Genomic DNA, 13,340 nt, shown 5'->3' on the forward strand with positions numbered 1-13,340 from the left:
CCCCCACTGCAGTAAAGTGTTAACGTGCTGGGGGACAGGCCCCCTTGTGAGAAATATTACATACAAAATGTTTCGGGGAATTTACAATTACGATTGGTTGATCTTTGGCCTGGGGAAGTTGCACTAATTGTGACCGCTTACATCATTTTCATGGAGTTCACAAAAGTGTCGACATTTTGTTACGAATTTGCTATGAAACTGTCAATTCTTTGGGATTTATGATAGGGAATAAGTTTTAAAATGTAATTACAAGGTATATTCAAGAAACATCTGTTTTTGGAATGAGGGAAAAGGAGGGGAATACCATGAACCACAAAGGTTGTCCTGATGAATATCCCATCTCGCTGGTCATCAACGGTTACGAAATTGCCATTTTCCAACTGACCAAATCCGATTTGGAGGATTGGGCGTACGGTTATTTATATTCGGAAGGATTTATTCACAATCCCTGGGATATTGAAGCCATCTCTATCAAGGAAGAAATGGGGAGCATTCATGTGACACTCCGATCTGATTTTGATGACGAGCAATTTTTTTCAAAGAAAAAACACTATACTGCAGGATGCGGCAGGGGCGTCACATTCTTCTCCATGACCGATGTCAAGCAATTTGAAAAAATTGCTTCCGATAAAAGTTATAAACTTAGCTATCTATTAAAAAAACGCAGCGAATTTGCCCAGAACTCTCCGTTCTACTTGGAAACGGGCGGCATGCATGGGGCTTGCGTCGTGGAAGGTGATGGTACCATCACAATCCGCGAAGATATTGGCCGCCACAATGCCGTGGATAAAGTTATTGGTTATTCTTTAAGGAAACAATTGGACCCAGAGCGGGCCATCCTTTTGACTACGGGAAGGGTTTCCTATGAAATGCTCTCCAAAGCAGCCAAATTCGGCTTTCCTGTCATCGGCTCGCGCACGGCCGCCACGAAACAGGCGCTCCAGCTGGCCAAGTACTTAAATATAGAAGTGATCGGCTATTTAAGAGGGAAAATGGCCATGATTTATACCTCTGCAGGCAGGGTACAGAATGACGTTAGCATAGAGCCGGTTTACGAAATGAGCCTTGAAGGGGGGAATTAACAACAGCCAAACCTTACGAAATAGAGAGAAAATCAAATTGGGATGTCTATTCAATTTAAGGGAAGGAGAATAGTGATGGTTGAATTAAACTTAAACCGCCGGCAATTTTTGAAACTTTCAGGCGCCACCGCCGTGACATTGGCTGTTGCGGAACTGGGCTTCAATGAGAAAAAAGTTTATGCCAAATCCAAAGAACTCAAAATTGCCAAAGCTACTGTAACACCAACCATTTGCTGTTTCTGCGGTGTCGGATGCGGAATTCTCGTCCATACCAAAGACAATACTGTGGTTTATACGGAAGGGGATCCGGATAACCCGATTAACGAAGGAAAACTGTGCAGCAAAGGGACGACATTACGACAACTCTACACTTCTGAAAAACGGCTCACCAAACCGCTTTATCGCGCACCAGGCAGTGATAAGTGGGAAGAAAAAGATTGGAACTGGATGCTCGACACCATCGCCAAACGGACAAAAGACACAAGAGACGCATCGTTTGTCGAAACGGAGAACGGCATCACCGTCAATAAAACCGAAAAGATTGCCAGCCTTGGCGGCGCGGCACTGGATAATGAAGAAACCTATTTGCTCTCAAAACTCATGAGAGGGCTTGGTGTAACCTATTTAGAGCACCAGGCACGCATATGACATAGTTCAACGGTTGCCGGTCTGGCACCTACATTTGGACGCGGAGCAATGACTAACCATTGGAATGATCTGCAGCATACCGATTGTGCGTTGATTATTGGCGCTAACCCTGCGGAAAATCATGTCATCAGCTTTAGATGGCTGACAAAAGCAAGAGAAAACGGCGGAAAAATTATCTCCGTTGACCCACGGTTCACCAGAACTTCGTCACAGGCCGATGTTTATGCCGCACTACGTTCCGGTACAGATATTCCGTTTGTCGGCGGTATGATTAAATATGCGCTGGAAAACAATCTCATCCACAAAGAGTATGTTGCTAACTATACAAATGCTTCCTTTATCGTCAAAGAAGGCTATGAATTTAGGGATGGCCTATTCTCTGGCTATGATGAAGCAAAACGCAGCTATGATAAAACAAAATGGGCTTTGGAAGCAAACCCGGACGGAACACCTGTCAAGGATATGACCTTAGAGCATCCGCGCTCGGTATTCCAATTAATGAAAAAACATTATTCCCGCTATGACGTGGATACGGTTACAGCGGTAACAGGAACACCGAAGGAAGACTATTTAAATGTATGTAAAACCTTCTGTGCGACAGGAAAAACTGGAAAATCAGGAACCATCATGTATGCGATGGGAGCCACTCAGCATACGGTCGGCTCGCAAAACGTCCGGATTTACGCCATTCTGCAATTGCTATTGGGCAATATCGGCATCCCTGGCGGCGGCATTAACGCGATGCGCGGCGAGTCCAACGTCCAAGGTTCAACGGACTTTGGATTACTATATGATAACCTCACTGGCTACCTAGCTTCACCAAAAGCCACTGTGCCTGAACATGCTACATTGGCCGGCTATTTGGCAAAAGAAACACCCGTCTCGGGTTACTGGAGCAATAAACCTAAATTTGTCGTCAGCCTGTTGAAATCATGGTACGGCGGCAATGCGACGAAAGACAATGAATTTGGCTATCAATTCCTGCCAAAAGGCAACAAAAACTATTCACATATCAATCTGTTTAAAACAATGTACGAAGGCGGGCTGGACGGAGCGTTCTTCTTCGGCACCAACCCCGTAGTCGGCGGCCCGAACGCTGGTAAGGAAAAAGAAGCGTTAGGCAAATTAAAATGGCTCGTTGCCATTGACCTGTGGGAAACCGAAAGTTCAGCATTCTGGCAAAAAGCTGCCGGAAGCAGCCCATCAGACATCAAGACAGAGGTATTCCTGCTCCCTGCTAGTGCCTCTTTTGAAAAAGAAGGCAGCATCTCCAACAGCTCGCGCTGGATGCAATACCGCTGGAAAGCCATTGATTCCAGAGGTGAAGCAAGACCGGACCTGGATATCATCCATGAACTGGCATTAAAACTGAAAAAACTATATGCCGGAAGCAGCAAATCGGCGGACAAACCGTTTTTGGCGCTTGATTGGAATTATGGGACCGGTGAAGCTCCAGACATTGATCTTGTCGCAAAAGAAATCAATGGCTACGACCTGACAACAGGAAAACTCCTGCCTGGTTTCGGCGCCTTGAAAGATGACGGAACGACTTCAAGCGGAAACTGGATTTATTCGGGCTTCTATCCTGAAGAAGGTAAGAATAAATCGAAGAACCGTGATAATAAAGACACTGGCGGCCATCACTATTTGAACTGGTCATTCGCATGGCCAATGAACCGCAGGATTATCTACAACCGCGCTTCCGCGGATGCAAACGGCAATCCATGGAGCAAGGAAAAAGCCGTGATTTGGTGGGATGCTCTTCAAAACAAATGGGTCGGCAATGACGTGCCTGACTTTAAAGCAGATACCGCTCCATCGGCCCCTGGCGGCACGGGTGCGTTTATGATGAACAAAGACGGTATGGCGTTATTGTTTGCGCCAACGTTGAACGACGGTCCATTCCCTGAACACTATGAACCATATGAGAGCCCTATGCCAAATGCCTTCTCAAGCCAGGAAATTAACCCGGCGATTACTCTTTTTGAAGGAGACTTCAATAAGCGCGGCTTCAAGGTGGATTACCCGATTGTAGCCACCACTTACCGGGTCAGTGAACACTGGCAGTCGGGCACGATGACACGGAACCAGGAATGGCTGTCTGAGCTTGCCGGCTACATGTTTGTCGAAATCAGTGAGGAACTGGCCAAGGAAAAAGGCATTAACAATAAAGACAAAATTGTTGTCACTTCAGCCCGCGGCGAAATCGAAGCCTATGCGATGGTAACGAAGCGGTATAAACCATTTAAGGTAAGAGGAAAACAAGTCCACCAAATCGGGATGCCATGGCATTTCGGCTATAAGGGATTTGCGACAGGAGCGACGGCCAACCGCCTGACTCCGCATATCGGGGATGCCAATACGATGATTCCTGAATATAAAGCATTCCTCTGCGATGTCAGGAGGGCGTAACGATGACCAAATATATAAAGTACGTCGATGTAACCAAATGCGACGGCTGCCGCGCCTGTATGGTGGCGTGCAAAAACTGGAACGACCTGCCGGCAGACCCGCAGGATTTCCAGGGCAGTGTCCAGTCCCATCCGAAGGTATCGGCTGACACATGGAATGTCATGCAGTATATCGAGCATGAAAATGGCAAAGGCGACTTGGAATACCTGTTCCGCCATTCCGCCTGCTTCCATTGTACTGATGCGGCCTGTGAAAAGGTCTGCCCGGAGAATGCCATCAGCTATTCGAAATACGGCACGGTTGTCATTGATCATGACAAGTGTGTCGGCTGCGGCTACTGTGTGCAAAACTGTCCGTTTGAAGTTATCTCGTTAAAAGAATATGTCGATAAAAACGGCGATAAATACAAAAAATCGCAAAAATGCACCATGTGTACCGACCGCTTGGAAGAAGGCCTGCAGCCTGCCTGCGTGACTACCTGCCATACCGGTTCCCTGGAATTTGGTGAAGAGTCCGCTATGCTCAAAAAAGCACAGCAGCGAGTGGCAGAAATAAAAGACCGGTTCCCGAATGCGCAAGTTTACAACCCGCAAGGAGTGGGCGGCACCCATACCATTTACGTTTTGGCAGAAAAGCCATCCGTTTACGGGCTTCCTGAAAATCCAAAGGTGCCAACTTCCGCAGTAATTTGGAAGGATTATGCACAGCCAATCGGAAAAATGATGATTGGGGCCACCACCATGGCAGTGGTCGGTGCGTTCATTACCAACAACATCATCAGCAAGCGCAACAATAAAGGCCTGAAGGAAGATAGGGGTGAAAGCAATGAGTAATGAACAAAAGCACCCAGAAGCGAGTACAAAGATTCGCCGCTTTCCTAAAGCATTTGTATGGGCACACAGCATCAATGGAATAGCATTTTTTGCCCTGTATATTACAGCCCTGCCAATGTATACCGAATTTTTTGACTGGCTGTATCCTGTTTTTGGCGGACCGGAAGGCGCACGGCTTTTACACCGGATCTTCGCCGTCATCTTCATATTGCCTACCTTCATCTTGGCGGTATTTAGCCCAAAATTTCTGGTAATGTGGACGAAAGAATTAATCACTTGGAAAAAGCGTGACCTTGCCTTTTTCGGCAATTTCGTGAAAGAATTATTCGGCTTCAAGTTTGATCACGTGAAACAGACATTCTTTAACGCCGGTGAAAAAATTAACTCGATTCTACAGATTTTCTGTGCCATCCTGGTGATTGCTTCAGGTTTCACGATGTGGTTTCCGCAATTCTTCCCAAGAGGCTTGGTGCAATGGGGATACGTCCTTCACAACATTGGTTTTGGGTTAGGGATAGCTGTTATTGTCGGGCACGTGTACCTGTCTGTTGTCCACAGACATTCAAGACCTGGCTGGTCAGGCGTAGTGACCGGAAAGGTTCCTGCTTGGTGGGCAAAAGGCCATTATTCAGATTGGTATGATGAAGAAGTGAAAAAAGGTAAATTCCCTAACTTGGATGATTCTGATCCTGGTCATAAAAAGGGTGCATAACTGCTAGTCATGATGATAAGAGAATGGCTGTCGACTTGACAGCCATTCCTTTTAAAAGACGTGCCATTACTTAATAAAAGAGGTGCAGCAACGATGATAAAATCCGTTGTTTCAAAAGAATACCAGGAGCTGCAAAAAAGAATCGTTAAATTGCAGGAACAGTGGAAGCAAATGATTGACCCTGAGACGATTCGGCCTAGCCTGGATCAATCGGCAATTACGGCAGGGGTACCGGCCGTGTCGCTGACGGCCATTGATTTTGATATTTCACTATTCTTACAGTGGATAGAGGAGTTGAGTGATGCGCTATGCAGTGACAATCCTGAACTCGGACCAAAGCTGGCTTCCGCTCGCAGTGTATGGACTGAAAAGACTGTGATCCGCTGGATTGAAGAGGCCTATTCCTTCAACCATGCCTATTTCGCAAAATTTGCAGAGGAGCAAGGCTTGGAACCATGGATACCGGCATTTTTAGCAGAAACTGCCCTCCGTCCTTATCTTCAGCTGACCGCTGAAAAAGTGCAGCCTGAAATAACCCATGCGGTACCCGGAGCTGGCTGTCCGGTTTGCGGTGAGCCTGTCCGCCTGGCCACACTGGATCAGGAAGGCAAAAAGGTGGTGCAATGTCCGCGTTGTCTCGCCCATTGGAATGCCCGCCGCTTGGAGTGCTCGCACTGCGGCAGCACCGATCATGAAAAAATGCACTTCTTGACAGTAGAAGGTGATCATGTCTCGCAAATCCAGGTTTGCGATGAATGCAATGGCTATATTAAAATAATTGATACAAAGCAATATATTGAAAAGCCGTCCGCGGCGCTGTTGGATTTAAACTCAATCCACCTTGATTATGTGGCACAGGAACAAGGCTACTCTAGCATTGGTGAAAAAAAGCAGACAAATTAAGCAGGTGTTAAAACATGAAAGCTGGGGCAATTATTTTATCCGGCGGAAAATCAAGCAGAATGGGCACCAATAAGGCCCTGCTGAAAATTAACGATAAACCGAACATCGAGAGAATCAAAGACGAGTTAAAGGGATCCTTTCATGAAATGATTCTAGTAACCAATGAGCCTGAAAGCTATGAATTTTTAGGCTTAACAATTACTTCCGATCACTATCCCGGCATGGGACCGCTTGCCGGCCTTCATGCCGGTCTGATGGCGTCCGGTTCTGATGCTAATCTACTGGCCGCCTGCGATATGCCATTTGTGTCGGGAGAGCTGGCAAGTGCCTTGGTGGAACGCTGCCAGGGCTATGATGCCGTCATTCCCATTACCGGCGGCCAGCAGCATCCGTTATTTGCGGTCTATCATAAAAGAGTAGCGGATGTGGCGGCATCCTGTATCGAAACAGGAAATCTTCGGATGAAACACCTATTGGACCGAATAAACGTGTTATACTTAACAGAGAAAGAACTTGGCAGTTTTAGCCAGTTGAATATAGAGAAAATTTTTTTCAACATGAACCATCCCAATGAATATGAGGATGCGAAACAGCAGGCTGAAAGCGAACGTTAGGGAGATGGGGAACCATGCAATTTTTTAAAGTAAAAACAGTGGAAGAAACCTTTGCTTTAATTGACGAACAGGTATCGGCCCTTGAGCTTTCCGAGGTCAGGGAGCTTTCCGAGGCGCTGCACTATATTCTCGCGGAGCCGGTCACGGCAAGAGAAAATGTTCCGGGGTTCGACCGTTCCACTGTAGACGGCTATGCAGTCCGCGCCAGAGATACGTATGGTTCATCTGAATCCATGCCCGGCTTTGTGACGGTCGCCGGTGAGGTGAAAATGGGCGAGGTCCCGCCGGTGCGGGTTGGCCCGGGACAAGCTGTTTATATTCCTACAGGCGGGATGCTTCCCGCAGGCAGTGACAGCGTTATCATGATTGAACATTGTGAGGACGCGGACGGCTTGTTGAACATGTACAAGCAAATCGCGCCAGGGGAAAATGTCATCCGTGCCGGAGAAGATATCCGCGCCGGCGAGGTGGTCCTCGATAAAGGGACAAAACTGCGCCCCCAGGAATTAGGGGCACTGGCCTCACTGGGTATTTCCCAGGTAAAGGTGTACCGGAAGCTAAAGGCCGGTTACCTGTCCTCGGGTGATGAAATCGTCCCCTACCAAACCGAAACGCTTCAGATGGGGCAAATCCGTGACATCAACCATTTAACGATTTCGGGGCTAACCAATGAATGGGAGGTCGAGATGGTCTATGGCGGCATTGTCAAGGATGATTATGAGGAGTTTAAGCGGCAGGCCCGCGAGTTGTATGAACAAGTCGATTGTTTAATCCTTTCTGGAGGCAGTTCGGTCGGGGCCAAGGATTACACAACCGAGGTGATTCAGTCATTGGGAGGCCCTGGCGTGTTTGTCCACGGCATCTCGATTAAGCCCGGCAAGCCGACGATTCTTGCGATGGCCGACGGCAAACCGGTGATTGGACTGCCAGGGCATCCGGCCTCTGCAATGATCATTTTTCAACTATTTGGGTCGCGGGTTTTCCGCAGGCTAAAGGGTGAAAAAATCGAGCGCAAGCCGGACCGGATTTTTGCGCGCGTCACAAAAAATATCGCTTCCTCGATGGGCAGGGCCGACTACGTCCGCGTCCGCTTGTCCGAGCGGAACGGGGAATGGTGGGCCGAGCCGATTATCGGAAAATCGGGCCTGATCACCACGCTGGTGAAAAGCGATGGGATTGTCGAAATCCTTTCAGAAAAAGAAGGAGTATCACAGGGGGAATATGTTCCTGTGATTCCGTCGAGATAGGGGAGCGCAAGCATGGAACAACAAAAATTCAAGCGAAAAGTGTATTTGGAAGATAAGCCGCGGGACGCAGCCAGGGAAGAACTGCTGGCCGCCTTCGATGTGACCCCTGATATCGAGTCAATCCCCGTTACAGAGGCCTTGGGCCGGGTTACGGCGGAACCGATTTTTGCCAGGATGTCGACGCCGCACTATCATGCATCGGCGATGGATGGCGTCGCAGTTGTCGCAGAGAGCACCTATACGGCCCATGAACAAAACCCGCTTTATCTGAAAAACGGCAGCCAGTTTGTTTATGTGGATACAGGAAATGCGATTCCTTCGCCGTTTAATGCGGTGATTATGATTGAGAACGTCCATGTCGTCGATGACGAAACCATTGAAATCATCGAGCCTGCCACGCCTTGGCAGCATATCCGCCCGATTGGCGAGGACATCGTCCAAGAGGAAATGCTGTTTCCTCAAGGGCATGTGTTACGCCCTGCTGACTTGGGGATCTTACTGGCTTCTCATGAACTCATAGTACGTGTGGTAAAAAAACCATTCGTGACTGTCATTCCTACAGGCAACGAGTTGGTGGAAGCTGGCTTGGAACTGCCCCCAGGAAAAATCGTGGAATTCAACGGAACCGTGTTCAGCGGCTTTATCAAGGATTGGGGCGGCGAGCCCCATCTGCATTCGATTGTCAGGGACGAACCGGAACTGATTAAGCAGGCGCTTTTGGAAGCGGCCCAAACCTCCGATATGATCGTCATCAATGCCGGCTCGTCGGCAGGCAGGAAGGACTTCACGGTCCACATCATCGGCGAATTGGGAACCGTGTATACCCATGGGGTCGCCGCAAGGCCTGGCAAGCCAGTTATTTTAGGGAAAATAAACGGCACCGTCGTCGTCGGAGTGCCAGGCTACCCCGTTTCCGCATACTTGGCGTTGGAATGGTTTGTCCGGCCGCTGATTTGCACGTATCTGGGGATTCCTGAACCGATGCGGCAAACCGTAAGGGTGAAACTGGGCCGGCGCATCGTATCCTCCATGGGTGCGGAAGACTTTGTCCGGATGAATATCGGCTATATAAACGGTGAGTATGTGGCCAATCCGCTGACAAGGGCAGCTGGCGTGACCATGTCCTACGTGCGGGCTGACGGCCTGTTAATCGTTCCTCCAGATGTGATTGGCTACGAGCAGGGGGATATGGCCGAAGTGGAGCTGCTCCGCCCGCTTGAGGAAATCCGCAATGCGATTATGTGCACCGGCAGCCATGACATGACGATTGACCTGTTGTCATCGCAGTTGAAGCGGGTGCGGACCGATATGAAAATGGTCTCCTCCCATGTCGGCAGCATGGCGGGCATCATGGCCATCCGGAAAGGCGAGGCCCACGTAGCGGGCATTCATTTATTGGATCCGGAAACGAAGCAATATAATATATCTTATGTGAAAAAAATGCTCTCAGGAGTCGATGTGGTGCTGTACCCGTTTTTAAAGCGGAAGCAGGGCTGGATTCTTCCGGCGGGAAATCCGCATGGCATTGAATCGGTCCGTGATTTGACCCGGGTCGGCGCTAATTTTGTCAACCGGCAAAAAGGGGCAGGAACCCGTATCCTGTTTGACATGCTTCTCGAAGAAGCCAGCATGGATGCAGACGAGATTACCGGTTATGAACGGGAGATGTTTTCCCATTTGGCGGTTGCAGCGGAAGTAAAAGGCGATTCCCATGGAGCCGGTCTCGGGATTTATCCGGCCGCAAAAGCGATGGGCCTGGATTTTGTTCCGGTAGCCGATGAAGAGTACGATTTGCTGATGACACGGGCTTTTTATGAGAGTGAACAGGGCCGGCTGCTGATCAGCATCATTCAGTCACCTGTTTTTAAAGCGCAGGTGGAAAACATCGGCGGCTATCAAGTGGTAGAAAACGCCCAGCCCAAAAGCTTGGACTAAGAGGTGATAGGATTGAAGTTCTACGAAGTTTCGAAAGAACCTATTAATATACAAGAAGTAATTGATAAAGTGGTCCAGCGCGAAGCAGGTGCGATTACCACGTTTATCGGCACGGTCCGGGAATTGACCTATGGAAAAAAGACGTTATTTTTAATTTATGAAGCGTATGAATCAATGGCGGTGAAAAAGCTTGAGCAAATCGGCCATGAAATTGAGGAGCGCTGGCAAGGTTCCAAGGTGGCGATTACCCACCGGGTCGGGCGCCTCGACATTACCGACGTGGCGGTGGTGATTGCCGTGTCGACACCGCACCGCGCTGATGCCTATGAAGCCAACCGCTATGCGATTGAGCGGATTAAGGAAATCGTCCCGATTTGGAAAAAAGAGCATTGGGAAGACGGCGAGGAATGGGTTGGCAACCAACTTGAGACAGTCTCCTATCCTAATGGCAAGCCAGAGGAGGATGATTTGCATGAATAAGGTATTATTTTTTGCCCATCTGCGTGATGCGGTTGGAGAAGAGTCTTTGACGCTGGATGCGGGCGGGAAAACCGTAGCCGAACTGAAAGCTGATTTGGCTGCAATTTATAACCTGCCAAAGATGGATACTGTCATGACGGCAATCAACGAAGAGTTCGCTTCGAACGATGAAGTGATTCGTGACGGCGATGAGATTGCGTTTATCCCGCCGGTCAGCGGCGGCTGATTTTTGGGCGTTTGACGATTCGCAAATAAAAGCTTTAGATTGGCTGAACGGACAATTATGATGAATGAAAGTGTCCTGATATGCTCGCCTTATGGCGGGCTTTCTTCAAAGGGGGGAAGTCACAATGAACGAACGCTATTCACGGCAAACTCTCTTTCCCGGAATCGGCCAAGACGGCCAAGAAAAGATTCGCAGGAAACATGTCCTGATTATTGGTGCGGGTGCGCTGGGGTCAGGCAGTGCGGAGGTACTGACACGGGCCGGGGTCGGCAAAATCACCATCGTGGACCGGGATTATGTGGAAGAGAGCAACCTGCAGCGCCAACAGCTTTATACCGAGCAGGATGTCGCTGAAAAATGGCCAAAAGCGGCGGCGGCGGAAAGGCGCCTGCGGGAGATCAATTCCGATGTCGACATTCGTTCTGTTGTCGCGGACGCCACCCCGGAATTGCTGGAGGAACTCATCTCCGGCGTTGACTTGATGTTGGATGCCACCGACAACTTTGAAACCCGGATGATGATGAACGATGCTGCGCAAAAGTACAACATCCCTTGGATTTACGGGGCGTGTGTCGGCAGCTTTGGCATGAGTTTTTCGATTATCCCGGGGAAAACACCTTGTTTAAATTGTCTGCTCCGGTCGATTCCGCTCCAGGGTATGACTTGCGATACCGGGGGGATTATCGCGCCCGCTGTCCAGATGGTGATTGCCCACCAGACGGCGGAAGCACTCAAGATGCTGGCCGGGGATTGGGAGGCCGTGCGCACCTCGTTTGTCAGCTTTGATTTATGGAGAAACCAATATACTAGTTTGAAAATGTCCAAGGCGAAGTTTGCCGGCTGCTTATCTTGCGGGGAGGAACGGACCTATCCATACCTCGATCGTGAAAATATGACCAAGACGTCGGTGTTATGCGGCCGCGATACCGTCCAAATCCGCCCGACATCTAAAGGGGAGATTTCGCTGGAGCAGCTTGCCGGTCAGCTGGGTTCGCTTGGGCTTTCCGTCAAAGGCAACCCGTACTTGATTTCTGTCGAAATGGGAGACCAGCGGATGGTCATTTTCCAAGACGGACGTGCTCTGATTCATGGAACGAAGGATATCACCCAAGCAAAAACGATTTATCAAAGGATTTTGGGATAAAGAATAGTACCCGTACCCCATTTGGTGGTGCGGGTTGTTTTTATTAGGAGTAGCTGGCGGAGATAGGTTGTGTTTTATGGGAGTTCGACTAATAAGTGGGGGCTATTCTACGAAATTGGGAATGAATCAACAAAGTTGGGGAGGGATTCACCAAAATTTTGCGGGATTCAACAAAATGGCGAGAGTATTCTGCAAACATTGGATAATAATGGATATTTTTGAGGGTGCTGTGTCCGATTCGACATGTTTCACGTGAAACAATGAAAATTTTGCCAACTACTCAAGAAGGGCAGTTTAATTTTTTGAAAAAAACCGATACTCATGTAGAATAGAATGAGACTGATCAATTGGGGTGCCGAATATCGTGAATATATCCGTACAAAAGCTTTTGTCAAAAATAGACGAAGAGTTAAAACAAGCCCGATCCACCCAACAGGAAGAAAGCTTGCGGGAGAAGGTTTACTCTATTAAAATACTATGCGAATTGATTTTGGAAGAAAAACCAGCGGGGAGTGCTAAACCGGTTCAGGCAGCGCCGACCTTTCAGCCCGCTGTGTCTTACCAAGCTTATCCGCAGCAGCAGCCGGCCGCTTTGAACCAGCCCAAAAAACTGAAGCTTGGGGATGAAGCAAATGGCGATTCGCTGTTTGATTTTTAAAAAGGGGGAGATTAGATGAAGTTATTCATTATTCTGGGTGCCGTCAACGCCTTTTTAGCCGTCGCCTTAGGGGCGTTCGGGGCACATGGGTTAAAGGATAAGCTGGATGCCCATTACCTTGATATTTGGCAAACGGGTGTCCACTATCAAATGTTTCATGCAGCCGGCCTGTTGGTCATTGGCCTGCTGATTGGGAAAATGGCAGCGAGCCCATTGTTTACCTGGTCCGGCTGGCTGATGCTGGTGGGGATTATCCTGTTTAGCGGCAGCCTTTATGTGTTAAGCCTGACCAAAATAGGTGTATTGGGAGCCATCACACCGCTTGGCGGGGTCTGTTTTTTAGCAGCATGGGTGATGATGATTTTGGGAGCGGCAAAGTATTTATAGAATAGCGAAAGCGCCCTTTGGAACAGGCATAAAACGCTTGTTCCTGCGAAGCCTATCTA

Annotated in this window: 13 protein-coding genes; all 13 read left to right on the forward strand. The window is 48.8% G+C overall.

Going from position 1 to position 13,340, the window contains the following annotated elements:
* The first annotated feature begins 305 nt into the window (after positions 1-305).
* The 13 genes from fdhD (at position 306) to ACY8D0_RS09025 (ending at position 13,281) form a co-directional block, all read left to right on the forward strand.
* Entirely contained in the window at positions 306-1,082 is a 777-nt protein-coding gene (gene fdhD / locus ACY8D0_RS08965; RefSeq protein WP_462410171.1) for a formate dehydrogenase accessory sulfurtransferase FdhD, read from the forward strand.
* Positions 1,083-1,157: 75 nt separating this feature from the next.
* Positions 1,158-4,142, forward strand: a complete 2,985-nt coding sequence (fdnG, locus tag ACY8D0_RS08970; RefSeq protein ID WP_462410172.1) for a formate dehydrogenase-N subunit alpha — start codon at positions 1,158-1,160, stop codon at positions 4,140-4,142.
* A 2-nt stretch (positions 4,143-4,144) separates the two neighbouring features.
* Positions 4,145-4,975 (forward strand): 4Fe-4S dicluster domain-containing protein, encoded by an 831-nt coding sequence (locus tag ACY8D0_RS08975; RefSeq protein WP_462410173.1) that lies wholly within the window; start codon positions 4,145-4,147, stop codon positions 4,973-4,975.
* Entirely contained in the window at positions 4,968-5,687 is a 720-nt protein-coding gene (locus ACY8D0_RS08980; RefSeq protein WP_462410174.1) for a formate dehydrogenase subunit gamma, read from the forward strand. The genes ACY8D0_RS08975 and ACY8D0_RS08980 overlap by 8 nt, the downstream gene beginning before the upstream one ends.
* Positions 5,688-5,780: 93 nt before the next feature.
* Positions 5,781-6,590, forward strand: a complete 810-nt coding sequence (locus ACY8D0_RS08985) for a formate dehydrogenase accessory protein FdhE (RefSeq protein ID WP_462410175.1) — start codon at positions 5,781-5,783, stop codon at positions 6,588-6,590.
* A 14-nt stretch (positions 6,591-6,604) separates the two neighbouring features.
* Entirely contained in the window at positions 6,605-7,204 is a 600-nt protein-coding gene (mobA, locus tag ACY8D0_RS08990; RefSeq protein WP_462410176.1) for a molybdenum cofactor guanylyltransferase, read from the forward strand.
* Positions 7,205-7,218: 14 nt separating this feature from the next.
* Positions 7,219-8,451, forward strand: coding sequence for a molybdopterin molybdotransferase MoeA (locus ACY8D0_RS08995; protein WP_462410177.1), 1,233 nt, complete (start codon positions 7,219-7,221; stop codon positions 8,449-8,451).
* A 12-nt stretch (positions 8,452-8,463) separates the two neighbouring features.
* Complete coding sequence (locus ACY8D0_RS09000; RefSeq protein ID WP_462410178.1) at positions 8,464-10,386, forward strand: molybdopterin biosynthesis protein; 1,923 nt, start codon at positions 8,464-8,466, stop codon at positions 10,384-10,386.
* Positions 10,387-10,398: 12 nt separating this feature from the next.
* Positions 10,399-10,866: a molybdenum cofactor biosynthesis protein MoaE gene (locus ACY8D0_RS09005; RefSeq protein WP_462410179.1), complete on the forward strand. Its 468-nt coding sequence runs from the start codon at positions 10,399-10,401 to the stop codon at positions 10,864-10,866.
* Positions 10,859-11,092: a molybdopterin converting factor subunit 1 gene (moaD, locus tag ACY8D0_RS09010; RefSeq protein ID WP_462410180.1), complete on the forward strand. Its 234-nt coding sequence runs from the start codon at positions 10,859-10,861 to the stop codon at positions 11,090-11,092. The genes ACY8D0_RS09005 and moaD overlap by 8 nt, the downstream gene beginning before the upstream one ends.
* 124 nt (positions 11,093-11,216) lie before the next feature.
* Positions 11,217-12,236 (forward strand): thiazole biosynthesis adenylyltransferase ThiF, encoded by a 1,020-nt coding sequence (locus ACY8D0_RS09015; RefSeq protein ID WP_462410181.1) that lies wholly within the window; start codon positions 11,217-11,219, stop codon positions 12,234-12,236.
* 364 nt (positions 12,237-12,600) lie between these two features.
* A complete protein-coding gene (locus tag ACY8D0_RS09020; protein WP_462410182.1) occupies positions 12,601-12,894 on the forward strand; it encodes a YwdI family protein in 294 nt (97 codons plus the stop codon).
* A gap of 15 nt (positions 12,895-12,909) precedes the next feature.
* Positions 12,910-13,281 (forward strand): DUF423 domain-containing protein, encoded by a 372-nt coding sequence (locus ACY8D0_RS09025; RefSeq protein ID WP_462410183.1) that lies wholly within the window; start codon positions 12,910-12,912, stop codon positions 13,279-13,281.
* Positions 13,282-13,340 lie beyond the last annotated feature (59 nt).

Source organism: Neobacillus camarae (assembly GCF_054950115.1).

Excerpts from the sequence above, each read along its gene's own strand:
- fdhD (WP_462410171.1), top strand. The coding sequence starts at position 306 with ATGAACCACAAAGGTTGTCCTGATGAATATCCCATCTCGCTGGTCATC.
- ACY8D0_RS08975 (WP_462410173.1), top strand. The coding sequence starts at position 4,145 with ATGACCAAATATATAAAGTACGTCGATGTAACCAAATGCGACGGCTGC.
- ACY8D0_RS08980 (WP_462410174.1), top strand. The coding sequence starts at position 4,968 with ATGAGTAATGAACAAAAGCACCCAGAAGCGAGTACAAAGATTCGCCGC.
- ACY8D0_RS08985 (WP_462410175.1), top strand. The coding sequence starts at position 5,781 with ATGATAAAATCCGTTGTTTCAAAAGAATACCAGGAGCTGCAAAAAAGA.
- mobA (WP_462410176.1), top strand. The coding sequence starts at position 6,605 with ATGAAAGCTGGGGCAATTATTTTATCCGGCGGAAAATCAAGCAGAATG.
- ACY8D0_RS08995 (WP_462410177.1), top strand. The coding sequence starts at position 7,219 with ATGCAATTTTTTAAAGTAAAAACAGTGGAAGAAACCTTTGCTTTAATT.
- ACY8D0_RS09000 (WP_462410178.1), top strand. The coding sequence starts at position 8,464 with ATGGAACAACAAAAATTCAAGCGAAAAGTGTATTTGGAAGATAAGCCG.
- moaD (WP_462410180.1), top strand. The coding sequence starts at position 10,859 with ATGAATAAGGTATTATTTTTTGCCCATCTGCGTGATGCGGTTGGAGAA.
- ACY8D0_RS09015 (WP_462410181.1), top strand. The coding sequence starts at position 11,217 with ATGAACGAACGCTATTCACGGCAAACTCTCTTTCCCGGAATCGGCCAA.
- ACY8D0_RS09025 (WP_462410183.1), top strand. The coding sequence starts at position 12,910 with ATGAAGTTATTCATTATTCTGGGTGCCGTCAACGCCTTTTTAGCCGTC.